The organism is Croceivirga radicis (assembly GCF_002072105.2).
In the GTDB taxonomy this organism is placed as follows: Bacteria; Bacteroidota; Bacteroidia; order Flavobacteriales; family Flavobacteriaceae; genus Croceivirga; species Croceivirga radicis.
On record NZ_MTBC01000006.1, the window covers coordinates 205106 to 229501 of the forward strand.

Below are 24396 nucleotides of genomic sequence, written 5' to 3' on the forward strand. Positions count from 1 at the left end.
AGATTTACTTAGCAAAATACCAATATATAGCAATTACAATTATACAGATTATTGCGCCAAACTGCTTAACATATTTAAACGGCGTAATATTTACTTGTTTACTGTACTCTTGAACATAAGGTGTAGCCATGGGTTTAAGTTTCCCTATTATCAGCATCAATACAGAATTCAATAGAAATAAGATAGCCATTACGTGCAGGTAGTGTGGATATGCCTCTGTCTCTACCATGTGTAGCGCGTCCGCATCTGTAATACCTGCTGCCTTTGCCTCATCAAGCGCCTTTTCAATAAAATAGGGCTTCATTATAAATTGACTAATAATATACATGACACTACCGGCAACTATAGCAATTTTGGCTGCTATCGCAGGTACACGTTTGGTCATATAACCAATTACAATAATGGTAAAAATTGGAATACTATATATACCATTTATCTCTTGTAAATAGCTAAACAAACTACCAGCATTGGCAATTAACGGCGCAATGAGCATGGCAGACAAGGCCAAACAAACCCCAAAAATCTTACCGTATTTAACTACCGTATTTTCAGAAGCTTCCTTGTTAATGTGCTGCTTGTAAATATCTATGCCAAACAAGGTTACAGAACTGTTTAAAACACTATTAAAAGAACTTAATATAGCTCCAAACAAAACGGCCACAAAGAAACCAACCAAATAATCTGGCAATACCGCACGCACTAATTCTGGATAGGCAATATCACTACTAGCTAAATTACCATCAAAATAATGGTAGGCTATCATACCTGGTAACACCAATATTAATGGTCCTAATATTTTTAAGAACGAGGCCAATAACAAACCTTTTTGACCTTCGGCCAAGTTCTTAGCACCAAGTGCTCGTTGTATAATTTGTTGGTTTGTTCCCCAGTAAAACATCTGTACCAACATCATACCGGTAAAAATAGTTGCAAAGGGCACTTCTTGCCCTTTATTCCCAGTACTATCAAAACGTTCCGGATTTGCAGAGACCAAAGTATCCAATCCATCAAAAACGCTACCATCTCCTATGGCCATTAACCCAAAAACAGGAATTAACATGCCTCCTATTAAAAGACCTACCGCATTAATACTATCAGAAACGGCAACTGCCTTTAATCCTCCAAAAACAGCATAAATAGAGCCAATAATACCTATACCCCAAATACAAATAATGAGACCTGTTTTCTCAGAAACCCCTAACATTTCTGGTATATTGAACATCCCACTTATAGCTACAGAACCAGAATATAAAATAACCGGAAGCAACACAACCACATAACCTGTTAAAAACAACGCAGAAGTTATAGTCTTTGTAGTGCCGTCAAAACGGTCTTCTAAAAACTGTGGCACCGTGGTTAAACCACTTTTTAAATATCTTGGCAATAAAAATATGGCTGTAAATACAATTGAGATTGCGGCTAGTGTTTCCCAAGCCATAACGGACAAACCATCTTTATAAGCACTTCCATTTAAACCTACAATTTGTTCCGTAGACAAATTGGTAAGTAATAAAGACCCCGCTATTACACCAGCCGTTAAACTTCTACCACCTAAAAAATAACCATCTGAGGTTTTTTCGTCCGTAGACCTTGTAGCCAAATAAGCTATGATTGCAACAATTGAGGTAAATGCTACAAAAGAGATGATTCCAATCATTTATGAGAATAGTTAAAATATATTCTGGTAAATATACAGGTCTTTAAAAAAAACAGAAAATGAATTGTTATTTTCTAAATATTTTGAAAACTTATTGGGTTTACCTAACACAAAACCAATTTAACTAAATACTTCTTATTACACTTTACGCTATTTAGGTTTCTTATCTTATTTTTGTTTCTTATCAATCACGACCACAACAAGTATTTACAGAATGAATAAGTTAACGTTATTTGTGCTTTTTGCGACTTTAATAACCGCATGCAACACAGACAAGAAACCCATAACAATCTCTCCAGAAGATTACCATGCTTCCGTTGACAAGGTAACTGAAATCATGATTCACGATATCTTCTCTCCACCAGTAGCCAGTCGTATTTTTGCCTACCCCAACATAGCTGCTTATGAGATTTTGGCTAAAAACGACTCTAGCTACCTATCACTGGCCGGGCAATTAACTGATTTGAATGCCATACCGGAACCCAATTCTAAAGAATACCTTAATTATGACCTAGCTGCCCTAATTGCACATATGCAATTGGGCAAACAATTGATTTTTTCCGAAGCCAAATATGATGTTTTGATTGATAGTCTTTACACACAATGGGAAAACCAAAACGAAAAGGAGTTTTTTGCTTCTAAAGAATACGGGCTCAGTGTTGCAAAACATATCACGGAATGGATGAATAAAGACAACTACAACCAAACCCGTACCATGCCTAAATTTACGGTAGATTCTGACGACCCTACTCGTTGGCAACCAACTCCACCAGCGTACATGGACGGCATAGAACCACATTGGAACAAGATTAGACCTTTTGTTATTGATAGCGCGGCGCAATTTAAACCTATTCCACCGCCACCATTTTCTATGGAAGAAGGAAGCGATTTTTATAAAGAGGTTAAAGAGGTTTATGATATTAGCAATGAAATAACTGCCAAAGGAGACGACTCTGAAGAAGTAGCCATTGCTAAATTTTGGGATTGTAATCCCTATGTTTCGGTCACTAGAGGGCATCTCATGTTTGCCACCAAAAAAATAACTCCTGGGGCACACTGGATTGGTATTGCCAAAATAGCCGCTAGAAAAAGTAAGGCCAATCTAATAGAAACCGTACATACTTACACCAAAACATCCTTGGCTATTGCAGATGGTTTTATAAGCTGTTGGGACGAAAAATACAGAAGTAACCTCATAAGACCAGAAACATTAATTAATGAGCATTTTGATGAGGCCTGGGTACCCGTTCTACAAACCCCTCCTTTTCCAGAATACACAAGTGGACACAGTGTGGTATCTGGTGCTGCCAGCACAGCTTTAACTAGCATTTATGGTGACAATTTTGCCTTTGATGATGATACCGAAATACCCTATGGATTACCGGTGCGCTCTTTTACTTCTTTTAACGCTGCAGCAGATGAAGCTGCAATAAGTCGTATGTACGGCGGCATACATTACCGGGCCGCGGTAGAAGTTGGGGTTAAACAAGGAAGAGATTTAGGTAAATTTCTTGTGGATAATATTAAAATGAAAGTGGAGTAACTTAAAGATTATAAAAACTCTAACAACAATTATAGACTTGTTCTAATTGAAGCTGTTTAACTTTAGCATTAAAACATGTTACATGGTTAAACAGCTTTTTTCTTTACTCGTTTTTAGTATAACCGTTGTAAACTGCCAAAACTCTGGTAATTTGGAAGTTGTTGCAGACTTGCCTTCTAATCTAAAAGAAACATCTGGAATGGCACTTTATGGCGATAAGCTTTGGTTAATAGAAGATAGCGGAAACAAAGACGATATAACTCAAATAAACCTAGACGGTAAAATTAACAAGGAGTTTGAAGTTAAAAATGCAAAAAACCATGACTGGGAAGATCTAACAAAAGACACTGCCGGCAATTTATATATAGGAGACTTTGGTAATAATTATAGTGATCGAGACGATTTAGTAATTTACAAATTACCAAATCCCGAGACGGAGCCTGGAGATAAAATAGATGCCGAAAAAATAGAATTTAGTTATCCAAACCAAAAGGAAATACCTGCTAAGAAAAAAGATAGGCATTTTGATGCCGAAGCATTTTTTCACTGGGGAAATTCTCTCTACATCATTACTAAAAATAGGGCAAGGCCCTATGATGGCAAAACTTTCGTATTTAAAGTTCCAGATAGCAAGGGAGAATATGAAGCTTCTTTGGTTACTACTTGGATTACTTGTAAAGATGCCGGCACCTGTTCTATAACCAGTGCAGATATTTCCGCGGATGGAAAAAAAATAGCACTATTAAGCTACGGTTTCGTTTGGATTATTACGGATTTTTCCTTGGACGATTTTACCAAAGGAACTATTACCAAATTGGACCTTGGCACTAGATCACAACTAGAATCTGTTATTTTTTATGATAACAATACCCTGCTACTGTCAGATGAAAAAAGCCATGGAGAGGGTGGTAACCTGTATAAATATAGGCTTAATTAAGACTTTAGAAACCAAAACCAAGACCAAATGCAAAACGTAGCCCATCATCACTGTTAAATAAGCTAACATTGGCCGAGATTAAATCTGACCCATTTAAAAAGAAACCACCGCCGTAAGAATTGTGCCAAGTGTTAGAACTTATTCCCGGGGCCCATACCCTACCATAATCAAAACCGGCAAATAAGCCAGGTGTTACTGGTAAAATACTAGTTCTCCTTTTTCTAAAACTCAATCGTAAATCTGTTTTTTGGTAATAGGCTGTTTTTCCCGTAAAACGTTGAAAACGATAACCCCTTAAGCCATTAGATGCTCCTAAAGTTGCACCTTGATAAAATTCATACCCATTACCAATATTAAAATGCCCTTTAAATTCCGTGGCCAATACCAAATGACCGTTAGGTGAAATCTTATGATCAAAGGATACTTTAGGTACTACATAGCCAAAGGTTTTTCCAGATTCTGAAACGTTGGCCTTATACCCACCAACAAGACTAAAAGCCATACCCATGGTAGGGAATGCTTCGTTATCTGTATTAGCATATGCATATTCCCCTTCCAAACCAAAAAACCTTTGTGTGTTTTCTGCCCCATTGGCAAGGTAAAATTCGTTTATAAAACGGTTTTCAGACTCTTCTACCTCTATATCCTCGTAAGCTACTCCTAGTCTAACTTTAGAACCCAAATCTCCTCTCCAGACCATTGCTGGCGATAGGGCTATGGTGCGTAATTTTACTCTATTATAATCTAGCCCAAGGTCATCATCTAGGTTTTCCGTATCGTTACCAAAACCAAAGAAGTTTCGGGTAAAGTTGGGACTGGTAAATTGCCCGGATACTTCTAAGTTTACGTTTTCTAAAATATTCTGAAATTCGCCGGTATAACCTAGCTCAAAGCCGCTTGTAGCAAAATAAAATGCCGCATTAACTATATGTTGTTGTGTAAAAGGGTTTTGTCTAAACCCATTGTAGGTGTACGTATTGGTTAAACCTATTTTAACACCATCGTCTGGATTATATCCAACCGTAGGCAGTAATTGATTGGTACTTGCCCTTATTTTCATGAATTGATACGTGTTGGTTTCATAATCGTTTATTTTGTTTATGCTACCGCCAAATGCTTCGTCATAGGTATTGTTTTTAGTCTTAAAGTCGTATACATGCACGCCTCTAGCCTCTTCGGCAATCTTATAGACATCGTTATTTTGCCCCCCAACTAGTCTAATCTTTATTGCTCCGCCCTTACCATTCACTTCAAAAACATCATCATCATCCAGACCATAAATCCATACCTCTTTTGTGTATTCTGGATCATAGATTTTATCATAAAACAAATCTTTTTTCTCCCCTCCTTTAATACGAAATACCTTTACGGACAATTTTTTGTCTGGTAATGCTTGTATTACAAAATAATCATCTTTGTCCGTACCGGTTACCACGCTATATTTATTTAAAACCCTAAAGTATTCCCTTGCCGTGTGCCACAAGTTCTTTTTACGAGCAAGTAGGGTTTCTTTAATTTTTACCACGGTTTCATCTCTTACTTCTTCAGGAAAATTTAAAAACGCTTTATCAATAACTTTTTCATCTATATTTTTCTGTAAAAAGCGTGCTTGTTCCTCCCATTGATCCAACGTGGTTTCTGACAATAAAGCCATGTCCAACGCATAGGTCTTAGGGCTAGAATTAAAGCCTTTGACACTTGTAAATTCCTTTTTAAAACCTTCGAAAAGATGTAACCCTGGAATAATTTTGGTACCAACGGACATTAAGGCCCCATCTCCCATTATAGAAAATACTTGGTCTCGATCCCTAGGTATGGGTTTAAAGATTTTATTGCCATTCTCGGTTTTAAATTGTGCCCAACGCCATTGATCATTATGCCTATCCCAATCTCCAATTAACATATCAAAAAGTCTAGCCCTTACGTAGCTGCCAGTATCTAATTTGTACTCTTCGTCCTTTCTCAATTTCTCAATTAGATCATCCGTGCTTTCAATTTTTTCTGCATAACCAAAACTAGGAATATCATGCCCTTCAGACACATGCTCTTCAATCATGTACAACTCATCTCCAAACTCTGAGTTAAAGTCCTCAAGCGCTGCTTGCTTAGGTACGTAAAATAATTTTGGATTGGTGTGGTATAAATTGGCCGCATCTGAAAGCTCTGCGGTAGTAAAAGGTGCATAGGGGTGAGAACCTGTGTAAAAATCGGCTAGAATATCTTCCGTTAACGTATTTTCAAACTCGCCAATTACATAATCATTTTTAAAAGCTAAGGCTTGCAGGTATAATTCTGCACTTTTACGTAATGCGCGCATAACATACTGCCTACCGTCTTTTGCTTCTAATCGTAAGGATTTAGATTGATGCCCCCCTCCTTTTCTTACCGGTACCAAACCACCATATAGCGTATCAATTTCCACAGTAGGCGCCTTTACCTTTTTAGCGTAATATTTTCTGTAACGTTCTCCCCAAATTGCTTTATAAAACCCTGTTTTTTCTACCTCTTCTTCGGTATAAACAGATGCCTTTACAAAAGGTGGAAAATCCTCGTCTCCCTCATAAGTAAAATACTGCCTATCTGGCGGAAGCACCAAGCTGCTGAACAGGTGTTTTTCTTCTGGTGTTTCTGCACCGTAAAAATCTACCTTGCTAGACCCGTCTTTGTACACCTCTAATATTGCATAACCCTTGCTACCGGTAGAAAATTTACTGCCATTTAGTAATCTAGTGTATCCATTTTTAGCTCCAGAACCACTAACAATTTGTGGAATATTCTCTTCCACAATGTACTGCAATGTGTGCTCATGACCAGATGCAAAAATTACCTTATCTGAATATTGTGCTAAGGTTACAATACGTTTTTTAAGTTCGTTATAGCGTTTGTGGCTTTGATCAGCTGGTGAACCACCTGAAGTTCTTCTAAGAACGTTTATTAAACTACCAATTATGGGTAGCGGCAATTTTGAAGTAGCCTTTAAGTGTTGTTTAAAAGAAAACTGCCCTCCGTGAGAGCCATAGGTATACATAGGATGGTGTAGCGCTATTATGGTAGTTTTATCTCTATTATCCTTTATGGCATCTTCTAATTCCAACAAAAATTGTTCACGATCTTTAATGTCGCATTCATCGTTTATGGTTGGGTGCCTGTCCCAATTAACCAAGTACCACTCTGTATCTATTGTTATTACTACAACCTGATCATTTATTTCTACCTCCTCTATAGGACAACCATTTTCTGGAAAAAATACTTCTTTGCTATTTAAAGCCTCTTCAATATAATTTTCTTCTCTTTTTAGACCTTTTAAACCTTCTGTATACCAATCGTGGTTTCCTGGAATAAACATTTTTTTACCTTTAAAATCTGCTAAAGTGGCCAACTGGGCATCTAAATGATTTTTAGCGGTTAAATAGGCAATTGTAGAATCTTGTGGATCGGGTAATCCTGCAGGATAAATATTATCTCCTAAAAAGATGGCCGTGCTGTTTTCAGATGCCTGCGTTAATCTTTTCTTAAAAGCTTTAAGTACGGGGTTTAGGCCTCCCATGGGCGATTTTCCTGCGTCTCCAATTAAGTAAAACGTATGGGCAATTTCTTTATCTACGGATATAGGCTCATCTGTATAACCCGCTGCATATTTGGAACGATATGTGGCACAACTAGTTACAATAAACACTATTAAAAGGGTCAAGTATAATTTTTTCATAGGTAAGCTAAGCGTGCTTTTTTTCGTAATTTACACACTTCAATATACAACTATGTCGCAAATCCTTCAAAAAGCAGAAACGTTTGTTACAGATTTATTGACCCATGAATTGGACCCCAATTTTCTTTATCACAATCTAAGACACACACAAAGAGTAGTAGAGAGCATAAAGGAATTACTAGAGCATTACAAAACGGAAGATTCAGTTAAAGAAAAACTTATCTTGGCAGCTTGGTTCCATGATACAGGCTATACAAAAAGCGTTGATGACCACGAACAAGTAAGTTGTGAAATAGCAAAGGAATTTCTTTTAAAGGAAAAGACTGACTCTGATACTATTGATGCCATTTGCCAATATATATTGGCTACAGAACGAAATTACGAGCCTAAAAACCTGGAAGAGGAGATTATACGCGATGCTGATGCTTCCCACTTAGGGCAAAAAAGTTATCCAGATACTACAGAGTTATTACGAATGGAACTTTCCCGGCTTGGCATTGCACATTACACCCCTTCTGAATGGCGAGAAGAAAATATAAAAATGTTCCGCTCAGAGCATTACTATTATACAGACTATGCCAAACAGAACTGGCAAGAACGAAAAGACAAAAACATTAAAAAGTTAGTAAAACGTAAGAAAGACGAAAAAAAACTAGCTAAAAAAGAGCAGTTAAAAGCAAAATATAAAAGTGAAAGCCCAGAAAGAGGTATACAAACCATGTTTCGTGTTACCATGCGCAACCACTTAAAGCTGAGCGATATTGCAGATACCAAAGCAAACATACTTCTTTCTGTTAACGCCATTATTATCTCATTGGTCCTAGCTAATCTAATACCTAAATTAGACAACCCCACCAATGACTATCTGGTATACCCTACACTAATTTTTGTCATATTTAGTATCATTTCCATGATTTTTGCCATTTTGGCCACAAGGCCAAATGTAACCAGTGGGGAGTTTACCAAAGAAGATGTAAAACAGAAGAAAGTAAACCTTCTTTTCTTTGGCAATTTTCATAAAATGGAGTTGCCAGAATATGAATGGGCAATTGAAGAATTGATAAAAGACAAGGCATTTGTATATTCTAATCTAACAAAAGACCTCTATTACCTTGGCGTTGTATTACAGAAAAAATATAAACTCTTGAGACTTACCTATACCATTTTTGCCATTGGTATGATATTATCCGTAATAGCATTCTTTGTAGCATTAAAGTTTTATGGTCCAGACCGGGTTCTAGAACAACTTACCCCTGCCTAAGACGTTTAAGTCTTAGGCCTTAAGGGTTTCCATTAAATCTTTATAGGTATACGTTTGCTCCGGGCTTTCTTCCTTACGGTATAAGATTTCTGCGCGTATAGCTTTAAGTCCCGTAACACCCTGTAAACCTTCTAATTCTACAATTTCTATATTATTGGTGAAGTAACCTTTAGATTTTAAGAAACGAACATACCTTAAATATTCACGTTCATCTTTTTTCTGGCTATAAACTATGGCCAACTTTCCTTTTTGGGTTAGTCTTTCGTTTGTACCCTTAATGTATGATTTGTCAATTCGTTTTTTAATAATCTCGTAACGGGCATTGTAGGTACCATCCACATCAAATCGTTTTTCATCCATCCTAAACCGAATAGACAACGGACTGCTGTAAACAAGCATTAAGGAAGTAACATCTAGTTTTACCGGTAATTCAGACTTAAAACCATAATAGACGTTTTCCATTTCTACCATTACCTGTAATTGCCATAATCTCAAATTACTCAAGAAAAGCGAATTGAATTCCCGTTCATTGGCAATGGCACTACCAATGTACATGTTATGTTCTACACCATCTGTTTTATATCTTTCAAAATAGTGTGGAAACATCGCTTGGGCCTCTTCTTGCTTTTTGTCCAATACGGCCGCCAATCTTTTATTTACCTCGGTAACGCTTTCATCATAATTACGCCTATGGTCGTAATAAGATTCCGTACCCATATCTATGCTTGCTTCGTATTTTAAAATCATATCGTTTAAAATACCGTCTTCTCGCTTTAAGTGATGGAATACCGGGTTAATTTCCTCCTGTACAAAATCAAAAATTGCTTGTTCGCTGTTGGTATGTAAGGCGTCTTTAATTTCTTCTATATATGATTGCACCCTAAAAACCAATTCTTCGTAAATAGGCAATTCCAAGGTTTTATGGGCTACGCTTAAGATATCTTTGATTTCTGCCAATTGTATCATCAAATCTCGTTGTATAGCAAGATTTCTTTCTTTACTACTGTCCTTGATGTCTATTTGACCATATAATGGATAAACGTCTTTAAAAACTATTTCTTTAAAAGCTGGTTGCCTACCAATCGCCTCTTGAGAAATAAACCTTTTAGCTTCTTGTTGAAATTTCCAGTAAACAGAATCGTGTACGGTGGTACACTCATGCTGTATTATAGCATCAATTAAGTTCTTCTCCTCTTCTATTGAACGTAACACGGCCGAGATTATAAACGGCATAACATCTTCTAGCTTATTAGCATTAAGGCTGTTTAGATCATTTATGTTGGGAGATACCAATTCTAATACACCCAGCAGATTACCCTCGTCTGCAATTGGCGCAAGAATACAACTTCTAAAACCTTGATCATATAGATTCTTATAAGGTTGTGCCTGCTCAGATTCCTGGTAATATTTTTTAATATTGGATACCGCAAAATATGATTTTTCGTTTAAAATGGTATCGTTACTTGCCTGGCACAGAATGGTGTTGCAATCTGCAAAATCCCTGTCTTTTAATATAAAACTATTTATACCCTTACCATAAATGCGTAAAAATTGCTTGGCATCTTGGTTATATCCTGTAAAACCTACTTGAATATCTTTATTATTGAAAAGCGATTGAAAGGTTCCCTGAAAATCTTCCATAAAATTATCGCTACCCCTCTTGTTGGTTCCAATTAAGGTAGATTTAATTTCAGATATGGAGTGGTCTGCAGTAACATCAAACATGTTGGCAATAACAAAGCCTTTGACGGTAAAACTATTGGGTGGTATCATGGTTTTCCAATAGTCCAAATCATCATAATTGGCCAACAGGCCGTCTACATCTTCTTTAGATAATTTTTTTGCCTTTTCGGTTGGTATAATTTCCATAAAATCGGCATTGTACAGAATCCTATAATGCCGCATAACCCCATTCTTATCCGGAATGTCATAGAACATAGGGCGTTTAAAATCCAAATTAAAACCGTAATAGAAATTTAAAATAACCGCACTCTGCAAAATGTATTGCAGTTTGTCTGGCATATTCCTAATTTCTAATTCAAAACCCTCACCAGCATCCGCAATTATTTGTTTTAAACGTTCAGATTTATTAAAAACAATATTCATGTAAGGAATAGCTGCAGATTTGATTTCGTTCTGGGTTAAAAAACCAGAAAATACATCTGCCAAGAGCAGTTCTATAATGTCTTTACGTGCCTCTAGTACTGACAAATCCTCAAAGCCATCTCGTAATTCTGGATAGGGTTTCTGGGCCTCTAAAATATATTTAGCCCTTTGAACCAATGAAGGATCGGCACTATTAAGCTGCTCCTCATACTGCTCCAATAATTTATTAAAGCTGATGAGCTGCCTCATGGGGGTATCTAAAGGGTAAATCTGCTCCATAGGCACTTAGTCTCAATTTAGCCTGTAAAATTACAAAATCTGCAATTGACAAATGTTAAGGTAATCTTTATGCAATTGTAGGCTATATTTGAAACACAAAGAAAATCAGACCCATGTCTTCTGACCGCAGACTTACCAGAGCTTACAAAAATGCTAAAGTTGTTCCTTTTAATGCCGATAGCAAATTCATTATTTTTAGTGATTGCCACAGGGGCGATAATAGTTTTGCAGACGATTTTGCCAACAATAGAAATATCTATTTCCACGCGCTGAACCACTACTACAGGGAAGGTTTTAATTATTGTGAGCTGGGTGATGGTGATGAGCTATGGGAAAACATAAATTTTGAATCCATCTTTGAGGCCCATAAAAACGTGTACCAACTTCTAAGGCAATTTCATCTTCAGCATCGGTTACACATGGTTTGGGGCAATCATGATATGGTATATAGAGACCCTAAATATGTTGAAAACCATCTTTCTAGCTACTTTGAACCCATTGATGGAGAAGACAAATCTTTATTTGTAGGTTTGACCTATAACGAAGCACTAGTACTAAAAAATGAAGAAACGGGCCAAGAAATATTCTGCACCCATGGCCACCAAGCAGACTGGTGGAATTATAAATTTTGGAAAGTTGGTAGATTTTTGGTGCGTATTCTTTGGAAACCACTACAAGTTGTGGGCATTGCAGACCCCACCAGCCCTGCTAAAAACTATAAAGAATTAATACGCATTGAAAAGCGAATTAAGAAGTGGATACTTAAAAACAAACTTAAAATAACCATTGCTGGGCACACCCACAGGCCACGTTTTCCAGAACCTGGGCAAATACCTTTTTTTAATGATGGTAGTTGTGTACATCCAAGAAGTATTACCGGAATTGAGATTGTAGAAAATAAAATAGCTTTGATAAAGTGGCAAATTGCCACCAAACCAGACGGCACCTTACAGATTGTTAGGGTTTTATTAGAGGGTCCAGAACATCTGGCAGATTATAATTAACCCTATTTCTAGTAAATCAACGATTTTAACGTCTAGTTATCAATTAACTGGCAAGGTATTTGTTAACTTTAAATTTGAATAACGACCCATTTCAAATGAAGAAATTAGTTCTCTTGTTGGTTATGTTGGGCTTTGCTGTTTCGGCAATGGCGCAAGGGGATCTGCCCACTACCAAGCCATTAGAAATTGGCCGTAAGAATAATTTAGATGCCTTACCCAGTAACCAAGGCACTGTTTTACGCATGCCTTCAGTTTTAGATAAAGATTTAATTTCTAAGGAAAACCCCATAAAAATGCTGCCAGACAAGAATTTGGCAAGAGCAGGTCATGATTTAAAATTAGACCCAAAAATAAAGGCAGAAGAACACAAAGGTTCCGTGCCCTATTTTGGGGACATGTATTTGGGCGATTTTAAAACCAATGCCAAATTTGTAGGTATAGTAGCTAGAGACCATGAATATATAGATGGCGACCGCGTAAAAATAATGGTTAACGATCAAGTTATAGAGTACAATTTATTACTCTCTGGCGCGTACAAAGGTATAAACGTAGATTTAGCAGAAGGTTTTAATAAGATAGAATTTGTAGCTTTAAATCAAGGTTCTTCTGGCCCCAATACGGCACAGGTAATTGTTACGGATGCAGAAGGCAAGGTATTGCATAACAATAGATGGAATTTATCTACCGGATCGGTAGCCACCTTGATCGTTGTAAAAGAAGCAGAAGAAAATTAATTAAAAGTTGGTTTTCTAAAGCTAGATTCCCGTATTACCAAATTGGTTGCAATTTCTATCCGTTTGGGTAATTTCAATTCTTTTTCAGATTCTATTTCGGCTACCAAGCAACTAACCGCTGTTTCTCCTATACGCTTACCGGGTTGGTCTATAGTGCTTAAACTAGGGCTTATAATCAAAGAATTTTCAGAATTACTAAAGCCTACAACGGCTATTTCATCCGGAATTTTAATTTGATGTTGGTTCAAGGCTTGTATCGCACCAATGGCAACATCGTCTGTCACGGCAAAAATTGCATCTGGCGGATGCTGTAGACTTAGTAATTCAACCGTCATCTCCCTACCTTTTTCCCTTCCTATGGCGTGGCTTTCCAAAATTAATTTGTCATCTAGTACAAGACCATGGTGGTCGTGTGCTTTAACGTAACCTTCCAATCGCTTATTAGAGCTATAGGAGTTTTCAGATTCTTTTAAAAAAGCTATTCTATTTTTACCGGTATTTATAAGGTGTTCCACTGCATTAAAGGCAGACTCTACCTCGTTTATCACTATTTGACTGCAGGGAACCTTATCAGAAACCTTGTCAAACATAACCAAAGGCACTTTATCCATAGTTTCTGTAATGGGCAAAATATCCCCAGCTTCACGCACCAAAGAAAGCAAAATTCCGTCCACCCCAAATTGGGTCATGCTATGTAATAGATTTTCTTGTTTTTGTTCACTGTTTTGAGACTCTGCAACAAAAACTTGGTAACCAAGTGCTTCCCCTTGCTCTAAAATACCCTTAACCGTAGTGGTTGTAAAATAATGCGAAATGTCTGGTACAATAACACCAATAATATGGGTATGTTTTGTTCTAAATCCTTTTGCAAAGAGATTAGGACTGTACTTGTAAGACCTTGCCAACTCTTGCACTTTGATCCTAGTTTTTTTACTAATATCTGGGTGATTATTTAATGCCCTTGAAACCGTGGATACGGACAAACCCAAGGCCATAGCCAAATCCTTTAGTGTTGTATTTCGTTTTTTCATATGTATTTCCCTATGACAAAATACAATTTGCAAACGTTACCGCAAACGTTTGCATAACAAAACAGCAATATTTAACAGGTTTATGTATAGTTAATTCAATAACATAGCATATCAATTATCAATTCTGCAAACATGGTGCGACGAGTAAATGAAGCAAAAGAAGTATTGTTAAGTAACTATCAACCCGGTGGATTTACCATACCTAGTAAAGGCTTGTATCCTTTTCAGTGGAAATGGGATGCTGGTTTTATAGCGATAGGTTTAGCGCATTTTGATATTGAAAAAGCAAAAACCGAGATCTCAACCTTACTTAAAGCGCAATGGAAAAATGGAATGATACCGCATATAGTTTTTCATACGGATACCGACACCTATTTCCCCGGTAAAGATTTCCATCAATCAAACCTCAGCAAACAAGCCAATCCGGATTATCCATCTACAGGTATGGTGCAACCACCTGTACTTGGCTTTGTCCTAGAAAGATTATTGGAAATTGCCACGGATAAAAAAGACATGCTGGCCTTTATTGGAGAACAATTAGATAAAGTATATTACAATCATGAATATTTTTATACCCATAGAGATGTAAACCAAGAGGGTTTGGCTTACATCTATCACAATTGGGAATCTGGAACGGATAACTCACCCATGTGGGATGCCATTTGGGAGACCATGGATCCACCACATTACAAGTTTGAGCGTAGAGATACTACACACGTTGATCCCGAACAACGACCAACAAATAGGGAATATGACCACTATCTACATCTAATTGAAATTGCTAAAAAATACCATTATGAAGACGCTAAAATTGCAGCCCATTCTCCCTTTCTGGTATTAGACCCCTTATTTAATGCCCTATTGATCAAGTCTAATGAATCTTTACTTGCTTTATACCAAAAGCTTGGTATAGATAACCAGAAAACCAAAAATTTAAAGCAATGGCAAGAGAAAGCAATTAATGCTTTCAATAAAAAATTATGGAGCCCTACACATGGTGCCTACGTACATTACGACTTAAGAAACCAAAAACAACTACCGTACATTAGTTCTTCGTCATTTGCACCCTTATTCGCACCTATAGTTCCGCCAGAAAAGCTAGTGGCGTTAAACCAAACTTTTCAAGAAAAATTTAGTGCAGCCAACCTTTATTGTTGTGCTTCTTTTGACCCCACGCATAATGGCTTTAATCCAAAACGCTATTGGCGAGGCCCGGTCTGGATTAATATGAATTGGATTATCTATCATGGTTTTAAAAGAGCGGGAGCTATACAAACCGCCAATAGAATAAAAGAAGATTCCATAACTTTAATAGAAAAGTATGGGTTTAAAGAATACTTTGATCCTAGAAAAAAACTTGAAAACACAACGGAAGGCGCCTATGGTGGAGACAATTTTTCTTGGAGTGCCGCCTTGTACCTAGACTTAATTAAAGCATAAGAACAACCATATTAAACCACCATGAACTATCTAGATTACATAATCATCATTGTTTACCTAGTAGGTTTTTTAAGCCTTGGGTATTTTTTTAAGGAAAATAAAAATTCTGGCGACTATTTTTTAGGAGGAAGAAGCATGGGTTGGCTCCCCTTAAGCCTGTCTACCATGGCTACCCAACTCTCTGCCATTAGTTTTATTTCTGCACCTGCCTTTGTGGGCCTAAAACAAGGTGGTGGTTTGCAATGGCTTACTTACGAATTTGGTGTTCCCTTAGCCATGGCTTTTTTAATGTTGGCTTTAATCCCTACGCTATACAAATCGGGAATCGTAAGTGTGTATGAATATTTAGAAAAACGTTTTGATGCCTCTTCTCGGTTACTAATCAGTTTCGTTTTTCAAATTAGTAGGTCTGTAGCTACTGGAGTTATGGTTTATACGATGGCCCTTATTTTGCAAGCCACACTAAATATAGAGTTTTGGATTTCCGTGCTTTTAATCGGTGTTATTACACTAGCTTATTCTTACCAAGGAGGTATGAAAGCTGTGATTTGGGGTGATGTTATCCAGATGACCATCCTCTTTTTAGGCATTGTTATCTGCTTGGTATACGGCTTAAGTGAATTGGGAGGATTTGAAAATTTCTTGACCCATGTAGACAAAGACCGCATTGCCACGGTAGACTTTAGCAAATGGGGATTTAACAATGCAGACAAGCAAGACGAATTTGGATTTTGGCCTATGGTTATTGGTGGTTTCTTTTTATACGCTTCGTATTACGGCACAGACCAGTCCCAATCCCAACGCTTGCTATCTGCAAATGGGTTATCAACCATTAAAAAATTACTTTTGGCCAACGGTCTGTTTCGTTTTCCTATAACCCTAACCTATTGTATAATGGGTTTAGTGCTGGGCACACTGTTTTTTCAAGATACTGGCTTTCAAGAAACCTTAGCGAATGTTTATGAGAACAATATTACCTATTTAGAAGGCAAAAAGGCCGATTTAATGGTTCCTGTGTTTATTATCAATTATTTACCCAACGGCGTCATCGGTATTTTAATTGTCGCTATCATGTCTGCCGCCATGTCTTCTTTAAGTTCTACAGTAAACTCTTTATCTGCTGTTACAATGGAAGATTTTGTAAAACGCTTTAAGCCAGACATGGGCAATAAAAAATATATGGCTACCTCCAAGTTGTTATCGCTGTTCTGGGGAGTTGTTTGTTTATTCTTTGCTTTTTTTGCTGGCAGCATTGAGGGTACCGTCATAGAGGTTATCAACAAAGTATCGTCGATTTTTTATGGGCCCATCTTAGCGGCATTTATTTTGGCAATCATGACCAAGAAAACGCATGCGCTTGGAGCTAACATAGGTATAGTTGCAGGTGTAGCCCTTAATATTTATTTGTGGTTGTATGTACCCGAAATATTTTGGTTTTGGTGGAACGCTATAGGTTGTTTGGTAACCATGAGCATTGCTTACATTAGTAGTTTGTTGATTAAAAAAGAGAGCAAACCAGGTCTAGCCATACAATACAGTAGTAGTAAAAAAGAGGTAACGCTTTTACTACTTTATTTTATTGCCATAGTTGGTATTAGTTTGGCCTTACCGAGTTTTCTAAACTAAGAAGATGAAATTTGTAATTGCTCCGGATAAATTTAAAGGTTCCATAACCAGTTTTGAATTCTGTGAACTAGCAGAAATGGTCCTACTAGAACATTTCCCTAAAGCAGCTATTTTAAAACTACCCTTGGCAGATGGCGGTGACGGTACTATAGAAATTGTTAAGCATTATTTAGGCGGTGAACGAATTATCGCTCAGGTAAGCGACCCTTTATTCAGGCCCATTAGTGCAAGCTACATTTGGTCTGAAAGCATACAAACGGCATATATAGAAATGGCAGAAGCCTCTGGCCATCATCTCCTATCTACCGAAGAGCTAAATTGCATGGAAACCACCTCTTTGGGCACTGGAGAACTTATTTTGGATGCTTTGGAACGCGGAGCCACCACTATATATTTAGGTATTGGCGGTAGCGCTACTAATGACGGCGGCCTGGGTATGGCGCAAGCTCTAGGATACCAATTTTTAGATGCACAAAACAAACCTATAAATCCTATTGGTAAAAATCTTTTCCAAGTTAGCAGCATAGACACCTCTAAATGCAATCCGCTACTAAAAAAATGCATGTTTAAGGTTGCTTGTGATGTAGACAACCCTTTTTATGGACCAAATGGCGCCGCCTTTGTTTACGGACCGCAAAAAGGGGCTACCCCAGAAAATGTAGCGTTTCTAGATCAAGGATTGCAGCATTTTTCGAACGTTCTGAAACAAACTTTTGGGACAGATGTACAAAAATTGCCAGGTGCAGGTGCCGCGGGCGGCATCGGCGGCGGAGCACACATTTTCTTAGATGCCACATTGGTCTCTGGTGTTAATCTACTCAAAGAAATGGCACAGTTTGATGAAAAAATCACCGATGCAGATTGGATTATCACTGGAGAAGGACAATTGGATGCACAAACCCTTTCTGGAAAAACAATAAACGGCGTTTTAGCATCGGCCTTAAAACAAAACATACCGGTAGCCGCTTTTTGTGGTGCGGTACGTTTAAGTAAAGAGCAACAACAAAAATTGGGTTTAACTTATATAAAAGCCATACTCACAGAGGTTGTAGATTTGCCCACTGCAATGGCAAATGGTAAAGAAAACCTACAAAAAGCCTTATATAATTTTTGCAATGTTTTAAAACAATATCATTCCCCTGGATGATAGGTGCGCGTTGCGCGCTTTAACACATCTTCTTTGTAAAAGGCTACATTTTTCCATCGCCGATTGGCATAACCTTCTATTTGATCATCAAAATGGGGCGAGTTAGGGTCACCACTCTGGCCACCTGCTAAAATGGATTTTGCTTTTACCTTTTCTCCAAATTCCACTGCCGCCACAAAACTGTTTCCTCGTGTTCCGTAGATTTTTTTGGTATTGTTATGGTAACGAGCACCATAGGCTGCCAAGGCTCCCCATGTACCGCTGGCAAACCCAATAGGCATACTCGGTTTTGCATCGTCAAAAGCTTGCCTAATGTCTCCATTAAGACGCTGATATCTATTTACTTCTCCCCAAGGTATTTTCCAAGTACCAAAATCGGATACCAATTGATCAATGGTTTTTTCAAAAAGCTGCAATTGTTCACCTTCTACGGAGCCCCAATGCTGTATACGCTCCATCGCATTCAATCCTTCTGGGTATTTTCCTTCCCTGTAATAACGCATGCCATAATAATGTGCCAAGGTCATTGCCACAGATTCTTTGCTAGTTGTAAAATCCCATGCTTTTAATACCGCGATGGGCGCTGCTAATTTTGGGTTTTTATCATGTTGATTTTGGTATGCACTAAATAAACTAGGCAACAAGGCTTCAAATGCTGGCAAATAGGGATCATGCGCCAAGCTAATCAAACTATCTAAAGTATAGCCTTCCCTATCCGTTAATAGAGTAATGGCGTGTATCCCTCTAAAGTTTTCTTGATCACGAGACATGTATTTGGGATAATCAATACGTTTGGGGCTATAATCCAAAGCCGCGGTATATGGGGTTGAATTACAATTTTGTATCCAACCGTTTGCTGGATTCTTGATTAAAATATTTTCATCTACCGTATGTAGCCCTTGCCAATCTGTTTTTGGATTACTACCATCCACAGCCTTGGTATAGTCAAAAATGGTATCTCTTTTTGGAACAAAATTACCATGAAAATAAGCAATAGTTCCGTCTGCATCTGCATACACCGTATTATTAGACGAATTGGTACGTATGTCCATCATCTCCCTAAAACCTGCATATCCATTCTGCTTGGTTCGTATATAACTTTGCTCTAATGCCTTTACCGGTTCCCACATCATGGCAGAAGCCGTCCATTGCCCATCAACCTTATGCGTTACAGGTCCGTGATGCGTTCTATACATAGGAAATTCTTTTTCGTACAGCGCATCACCCTCTTTGTATTTCAGTTTAATTTTTAAAGAATCTACAGGGCGTAATTCTTCGCCATACTGGTACAATAACTTACCTTGGTCAGATACAATGGTTTCTTTAAACTCGTCCATGACATCCGTATAAGTGCTGGTATGCATCCAACCTGTTTTTTCATTAAAACCCTGATAAACAAAAAACTGACCCCAAGTAACTGCTCCATATGCATTTAAACCCTCTTCGGATACTACATGCACTTCTCCCCTAAAATAAAAAGAGGTGTGCGGATTTATCAACAACATGGCATTACCGCTTTGGGTTAAATCGCCAGAGATAGCAATTCCGTTAGACCCTTGTGGTTCTGCCAATTCTTCTTCCTTTTGCTCTTGCAGCAATTGCATAACAGGCAGCTCCATCCCTTCTTCATAAAAAGCTTTTATCTTTTTGGTAGAGATACGCTCTATATCGCCCCCAATACTACCTTCACTAAAAAACAAAGGCATCCAAGGCTCAAAACGTGTCAATAATTTAGGTTTTACTTCTGGATGGGTATGCAGGTAATAATTAACCCCATCGGCAAACGCTTGGCACAACTCTTTTAACCAACCAGGAGCCGCTTCGTATTTGGCTATGGCCTCTTCTTGCGTCATAAATAAGTTGGCACGCAAATCACTATACAACGCATCTTCTCCATCTACCTCTGCCAAACGGCCTGTTGCCCAAATGTAGTTTTGCTCAACGCGATTAAAATCGTCCTCGCATTGGGCATACAACAATCCAAAAACAGCATCTGCATCCGTTTTACCATAAATATGTGGCACGCCGTAATCATCTCTAATTATGGTAACGCGTTCCGCCTGTGCTTTCCATTCATCTACTTCAGTCGTTGGCTTTATTGTATCGGAACAAGAAATAAATAACCATGCCAGCAGTAAAAAAGAAAGAAATTTTGTGCGATTCATAAGATTGCTGTGTTTCTCTAATAAGAATTTGTATTTGGGTGTTTTCTATTACGACTCTTCACTCTATAAATGTAACTAGAATTTACCAACTACCGCTGGCTCCACCACCACCAGAACTACCGCCACCCCCGGAAAAGGAACTACTGCTACTAGAAAAAGAACTACTGCTGCTTCCAGAATAAGAACCACTAGAGCCAGAAGCACTTCCAAAAGATGAAAAAGTCTTAGACATGTATTTTTTGTCATTCTTATACCAAGACAACTTAAAGTCTGTATTCCCTGCTCGTTTAAGTTTTATGAAAGCTATAAGTGCGGCAACACCAAAAAAAGAAAGCAAGAACCACAGCAAAGTTCTAGGGTTTTCTAAAAATTGTAGCACAAAATCTTTGTCATCGTTATAAATGCTATAAACCACTATTAGCGGAATAACAATAAAAGCCGAACTGGCCAATGTTGAAATAGAGCCTCCCAATAACATAAAAACGCCTGGAAGTATTCCTAGTTTTCCCAAAAGTAAACCTCTAAATATTTCGATAACCTGGCTGTACTGTTTATAAAAAATAAAGCCTCCATACCCTACAAAAACTAGTACGAGCAACCCAATTATTAGATAAGCCCAAACTGGCGTTTTGTTTTCGGCTTCAATCTCTTGTTTAAACTCCGCTAAGGCTTCTGGATCCTCTAAAAATGTTATGAGTTGTTCCGTACCCTGTTCAACTCCAGTATAATACGCTGCTTCTTTAAAATAGGGTATCATGGTGTTTCTAATAATTCTAGAAGCAACAGCATCGGTTATGTAAGGTTCCAATCCGTAACCAACCTCTATCCGTACTTCCCTATCTGCTTTGGAAAATAAGATGAGAATACCGTTATCTTTTTCTGCTTGACCTATCTTATTAGCGTTGAAAACAGCATTGGCATACGATTCTATAGTATTTGCCCCTAGGCGCTGGATGGTTAACACCACTATTTGGTTGGTGGTTTCCTGTTCAAATTCTATCAATCGTTGATTTAGACTTTGGCTATCATTAACTGTAAAGACTGCAGCACTGTCCGTTACAAAATCACGTAATTGAAAATATTGCTCTTGAGAACGCACAAAAAAGGAAACAAAAAGCAGTACAAAACATATTTTCTTAGTCATAAGTAGGTTGGCATGGTCCTCTTTTCAAAAATAATAGCTTTAAACCTAAGCTGCTAATCAAATTCTAAAACCTAGTTAATACAATTGGCTTTCCTAAGAATTGGGGTAACTTGCAAATCCATTTTACGGAACAACATGGCAGAAAAAAAAGTAAGCATATTAAAAGCATTTAAAACTATTATTTGGCCCAGAAGAAAACTCGTTTTTATTGGCCTTTTTCTTATTGCCGTAAGCAAAACCGCTAGCTTTGTAGCCCCCATTTCTCTGAGGTATTTTATGGATGATGTAGTACCCAACAAAGATGTATCCCTGTTAAAGCTTTTGGTCATAGCAGTGATTGTGTCTTTTTTAGTACAAGCCGTCATGTCTTTTTTGCTTACTAAAGTTTTGAGCATACAAGCCCAATACATGATTTCGGAACTACGTGCGCAAGTGCAAAAACAGGTTTTATCCCTGCCCATACAGTTTTTTGACAATACCAAATCTGGTTCTTTGGTGAGCCGTATAATGAGTGATGTAGAAGGCGTACGCAACCTTATTGGCACCGGCTTGGTACAACTGGTTGGTGGCACCATTACAGCTGTAGTTTCCCTTATTTTGTTGCTACGCATTAGCCCAACTATGACGTTGCTTACTTTTGTGCCCTTGATTCTTTTTGCCATCATTGCCCTAAAAGCATTTAAAATTATCCGCCCCGTGTTTAGGGAACGTGGTAAATTAAATGCCGAAGTTAAAGGGAGGCTTACCGAAACCTTAGGCGGTATACGGGTAATCAAAGGTTTTAATGCCGAAGAGCAAGAATCTTTGGTGTTCGAAAAAGGCGTACACAAGCTATACCTCAACGTTAAAAAGAGTTTAACCGCACAGGCAACCTTGACCAGTTCTTCTACCTTTTTATTAGGCTTGGCCACAACCGGAATTATGATGGGTTATGGTGGTTATTTAATGATACAAGGCGATTTGACCACGGGGGAATATTTTGAGTTTACCACACTCTTAGCACTAATGGTGGCGCCTATAGTACAGATGAGTAATATTGGTAGCCAACTTACCGAAGCTTTAGCTGGACTTGACCGTACCGAGGAATTAATGAACAAAGCTGCAGAGGCCGATGATGAAAACAGGACCATAGTTTTAGAAGATGTTGCCGGCACCATGGTTTTTGATTCCGTTTCTTTTGCGTACGAAGAAGACAAAGAAGTACTACATAGTATTAGTTTTAGTGCCAAAGCAGGCGAGGTTATTGCTTTAGTGGGCAGTTCAGGCTCCGGAAAATCTACTATTGCTGGTTTAGCCGCTAGTTTTTTGCATCCAGATAGTGGCACCATTACTATTGATGGTCTAGATATGGCCAAAGTGGACTTAAAAAGTTTTAGACAATTTCTGGGGGTAGTTTTACAAGACGATTTTCTTTTTGAAGGTACAATCAAAGAAAACATCCTTTTTCCTAAACCAGATGCAACAGAAAGTGAGTTGCAACATGCCGTTAGTGCTGCCTATGTGAACGAGTTTAGTGATCGTTTTGAAAAAGGATTGGAAACCGTAATAGGAGAACGTGGGGTTAAACTCTCTGGTGGGCAACGCCAACGCATTGCTATTGCCAGGGCCATTTTGGCCAACCCAAAAATATTAATACTAGACGAAGCTACTTCCAATCTAGATACAGAAAGTGAAGCATTGATACAGAAAAGCTTGGCAACCCTTACCGAGGGCAGAACTACATTTGTAATAGCGCACCGTTTAAGCACTATACGTAAAGCAGACCAAATACTCGTGATAGAAAATGGTAAGATAGCAGAACGCGGAACGCATGATGAGTTGATAGCGATAGAAGGCCGTTATTACAATCTATTTACCTACCAAGCTAGAATCTAAAATAAGTTTACAGTGCAAATTATAGCTCCTCTGGCGCTAGTTCTACCTGCAAGCCATCTAATTCTGGCGTAATGTGGATTTGGCACCCCAAACGGCTGTTGTCTTCTACATTAAACGCTTCTGCAAGCATTGCCTCTTCATCATCCGATTTTTCTGGTAAGTCGTGCTCAGATTGCACGTAGCATTGACAAGAAGCACACATGGCCATACCACCACAAATACCAATAGTACCTTCTGGAGCCAATTCATAAGAACGTACTACCTCCATTAGGTTCATATTCATATCGGTTGGGGCATCTACTTCATGTAATTGCCCGTCCCTATCGATAATCTTTAATTTAATATCGCTCATGTCTGTGTTGCTTGTACTTTCTAAAAAAGGTCAAAATTAACACATAGACCTTACACTAGCTTAGTAAGAATATCAATCTAAGCGAATTTTATGTTTTATTTATAAATGAGGTTGATGATTGATGGTAATTAATAGAAATTATTTGAACAACCCACTTTTAACTTTATACTTCGTACTTTTTACTTCCAGAGAGCTTTCGCATTCAAAGCACAGCTTTTTCTATCGAAATGACCAAAACATGCAATTAACGTAAAAATTGTAGTGAGTGAGATGCTGAAACAAGTTCAGCATAACGGCAGAAAACGGGACTTTGTACTTATGACTTCGTATTTAATACTTTTTTCTGCTTCCAAAGGGATTTCTCAGTGGTAGCTATACTACTCCTATTG

The 24396-nt window shown here is 38.0% G+C and carries 16 protein-coding genes; 9 read left to right on the plus strand and 7 right to left on the minus strand.

Annotation, left to right across the window (positions count from 1 at the left end; genetic code table 11):
* Positions 1 to 4: 4 nt before the first annotated feature.
* Positions 5 to 1657, minus strand: coding sequence for a solute:sodium symporter family transporter (locus BUL40_RS10680; RefSeq protein ID WP_080319255.1), 1653 nt, complete (start codon positions 1655 to 1657; stop codon positions 5 to 7).
* Between the two features lie 214 nt (positions 1658 to 1871).
* Here BUL40_RS10680 and BUL40_RS10685 point away from each other — a divergent pair, with 214 nt between their 5' ends.
* On the plus strand, positions 1872 to 3200 hold the full coding sequence (locus tag BUL40_RS10685; protein ID WP_080319256.1) for a vanadium-dependent haloperoxidase: 1329 nt from the start codon (positions 1872 to 1874) through the stop codon (positions 3198 to 3200).
* Between the two features lie 82 nt (positions 3201 to 3282).
* Positions 3283 to 4137 (plus strand): hypothetical protein, encoded by an 855-nt coding sequence (locus BUL40_RS10690; RefSeq protein ID WP_080319257.1) that lies wholly within the window; start codon positions 3283 to 3285, stop codon positions 4135 to 4137.
* Between the two features lie 4 nt (positions 4138 to 4141).
* Here the strand turns inward: BUL40_RS10690 and BUL40_RS10695 are convergent, their stop codons facing one another.
* On the minus strand, positions 4142 to 7843 hold the full coding sequence (locus BUL40_RS10695) for a metallophosphoesterase (RefSeq protein WP_080319258.1): 3702 nt from the start codon (positions 7841 to 7843) through the stop codon (positions 4142 to 4144).
* 52 nt (positions 7844 to 7895) lie between these two features.
* On the opposite strand from BUL40_RS10695, the gene BUL40_RS10700 reads away from it, so the two are divergent.
* Positions 7896 to 9104 carry a Pycsar system effector family protein gene (locus BUL40_RS10700; protein WP_010518147.1) on the plus strand — a complete coding sequence of 403 codons (1209 nt, stop codon included), beginning with the start codon at positions 7896 to 7898 and terminating at the stop codon, positions 9102 to 9104.
* Between the two features lie 12 nt (positions 9105 to 9116).
* On the opposite strand, the gene BUL40_RS10705 is transcribed toward BUL40_RS10700, so the two are convergent.
* On the minus strand, positions 9117 to 11489 hold the full coding sequence (locus tag BUL40_RS10705) for a GAF domain-containing protein (RefSeq protein ID WP_080319259.1): 2373 nt from the start codon (positions 11487 to 11489) through the stop codon (positions 9117 to 9119).
* A 113-nt stretch (positions 11490 to 11602) separates the two neighbouring features.
* On the opposite strand from BUL40_RS10705, the gene BUL40_RS10710 reads away from it, so the two are divergent.
* Together BUL40_RS10710 and BUL40_RS10715 are read left to right on the plus strand one after the other, a co-directional pair.
* Complete coding sequence (locus BUL40_RS10710; protein WP_080319260.1) at positions 11603 to 12493, plus strand: metallophosphoesterase; 891 nt, start codon at positions 11603 to 11605, stop codon at positions 12491 to 12493.
* A 95-nt stretch (positions 12494 to 12588) separates the two neighbouring features.
* Entirely contained in the window at positions 12589 to 13227 is a 639-nt protein-coding gene (locus tag BUL40_RS10715) for a hypothetical protein (RefSeq protein ID WP_080319261.1), read from the plus strand.
* On the opposite strand, the gene BUL40_RS10720 is transcribed toward BUL40_RS10715, so the two are convergent.
* Positions 13224 to 14258 (minus strand): LacI family DNA-binding transcriptional regulator, encoded by a 1035-nt coding sequence (locus BUL40_RS10720; RefSeq protein WP_080319262.1) that lies wholly within the window; start codon positions 14256 to 14258, stop codon positions 13224 to 13226. The genes BUL40_RS10715 and BUL40_RS10720 overlap by 4 nt on opposite strands.
* A gap of 132 nt (positions 14259 to 14390) precedes the next feature.
* Here BUL40_RS10720 and BUL40_RS10725 point away from each other — a divergent pair, with 132 nt between their 5' ends.
* Genes BUL40_RS10725 through BUL40_RS10735 form a run of 3 tightly spaced genes read left to right on the plus strand, consistent with a single transcriptional unit; the run spans position 14391 to position 18471 of the window.
* Positions 14391 to 15698, plus strand: coding sequence for an MGH1-like glycoside hydrolase domain-containing protein (locus BUL40_RS10725; RefSeq protein ID WP_080319263.1), 1308 nt, complete (start codon positions 14391 to 14393; stop codon positions 15696 to 15698).
* A gap of 21 nt (positions 15699 to 15719) precedes the next feature.
* Positions 15720 to 17324, plus strand: coding sequence for a sodium:solute symporter (locus BUL40_RS10730; RefSeq protein ID WP_080319264.1), 1605 nt, complete (start codon positions 15720 to 15722; stop codon positions 17322 to 17324).
* Between the two features lie 4 nt (positions 17325 to 17328).
* Positions 17329 to 18471, plus strand: coding sequence for a glycerate kinase (locus BUL40_RS10735; RefSeq protein WP_080319265.1), 1143 nt, complete (start codon positions 17329 to 17331; stop codon positions 18469 to 18471).
* Here the strand turns inward: BUL40_RS10735 and BUL40_RS10740 are convergent.
* Both BUL40_RS10740 and BUL40_RS10745 read right to left on the minus strand, forming a co-directional pair.
* A complete protein-coding gene (locus tag BUL40_RS10740) occupies positions 18456 to 20636 on the minus strand; it encodes an acylase (protein ID WP_080319266.1) in 2181 nt (726 codons plus the stop codon). The genes BUL40_RS10735 and BUL40_RS10740 overlap by 16 nt on opposite strands.
* A gap of 82 nt (positions 20637 to 20718) precedes the next feature.
* Positions 20719 to 21780, minus strand: a complete 1062-nt coding sequence (locus BUL40_RS10745) for a TPM domain-containing protein (protein ID WP_080319267.1) — start codon at positions 21778 to 21780, stop codon at positions 20719 to 20721.
* Positions 21781 to 21915: 135 nt separating this feature from the next.
* Between BUL40_RS10745 and BUL40_RS10750 the strand changes: the two genes are divergently transcribed.
* On the plus strand, positions 21916 to 23655 hold the full coding sequence (locus tag BUL40_RS10750) for an ABC transporter ATP-binding protein (protein ID WP_080319268.1): 1740 nt from the start codon (positions 21916 to 21918) through the stop codon (positions 23653 to 23655).
* Between the two features lie 19 nt (positions 23656 to 23674).
* On the opposite strand, the gene BUL40_RS10755 is transcribed toward BUL40_RS10750, so the two are convergent.
* Entirely contained in the window at positions 23675 to 24007 is a 333-nt protein-coding gene (locus BUL40_RS10755; RefSeq protein ID WP_010518130.1) for a 2Fe-2S iron-sulfur cluster-binding family protein, read from the minus strand.
* Positions 24008 to 24396 lie beyond the last annotated feature (389 nt).

Bases quoted from the DNA above. Each gene is read 5' to 3' on its own strand.
- BUL40_RS10680 (WP_080319255.1), bottom strand. From the start codon at position 1,657: ATGATTGGAATCATCTCTTTTGTAGCATTTACCTCAATTGTTGCAATC.
- BUL40_RS10685 (WP_080319256.1), top strand. From the start codon at position 1,872: ATGAATAAGTTAACGTTATTTGTGCTTTTTGCGACTTTAATAACCGCA.
- BUL40_RS10690 (WP_080319257.1), top strand. From the start codon at position 3,283: ATGGTTAAACAGCTTTTTTCTTTACTCGTTTTTAGTATAACCGTTGTA.
- BUL40_RS10695 (WP_080319258.1), bottom strand. From the start codon at position 7,843: ATGAAAAAATTATACTTGACCCTTTTAATAGTGTTTATTGTAACTAGT.
- BUL40_RS10700 (WP_010518147.1), top strand. From the start codon at position 7,896: ATGTCGCAAATCCTTCAAAAAGCAGAAACGTTTGTTACAGATTTATTG.
- BUL40_RS10705 (WP_080319259.1), bottom strand. From the start codon at position 11,489: ATGGAGCAGATTTACCCTTTAGATACCCCCATGAGGCAGCTCATCAGC.
- BUL40_RS10710 (WP_080319260.1), top strand. From the start codon at position 11,603: ATGTCTTCTGACCGCAGACTTACCAGAGCTTACAAAAATGCTAAAGTT.
- BUL40_RS10715 (WP_080319261.1), top strand. From the start codon at position 12,589: ATGAAGAAATTAGTTCTCTTGTTGGTTATGTTGGGCTTTGCTGTTTCG.
- BUL40_RS10720 (WP_080319262.1), bottom strand. From the start codon at position 14,258: ATGAAAAAACGAAATACAACACTAAAGGATTTGGCTATGGCCTTGGGT.
- BUL40_RS10725 (WP_080319263.1), top strand. From the start codon at position 14,391: ATGGTGCGACGAGTAAATGAAGCAAAAGAAGTATTGTTAAGTAACTAT.
- BUL40_RS10730 (WP_080319264.1), top strand. From the start codon at position 15,720: ATGAACTATCTAGATTACATAATCATCATTGTTTACCTAGTAGGTTTT.
- BUL40_RS10735 (WP_080319265.1), top strand. From the start codon at position 17,329: ATGAAATTTGTAATTGCTCCGGATAAATTTAAAGGTTCCATAACCAGT.
- BUL40_RS10740 (WP_080319266.1), bottom strand. From the start codon at position 20,636: ATGAATCGCACAAAATTTCTTTCTTTTTTACTGCTGGCATGGTTATTT.
- BUL40_RS10745 (WP_080319267.1), bottom strand. From the start codon at position 21,780: ATGACTAAGAAAATATGTTTTGTACTGCTTTTTGTTTCCTTTTTTGTG.
- BUL40_RS10750 (WP_080319268.1), top strand. From the start codon at position 21,916: ATGGCAGAAAAAAAAGTAAGCATATTAAAAGCATTTAAAACTATTATT.
- BUL40_RS10755 (WP_010518130.1), bottom strand. From the start codon at position 24,007: ATGAGCGATATTAAATTAAAGATTATCGATAGGGACGGGCAATTACAT.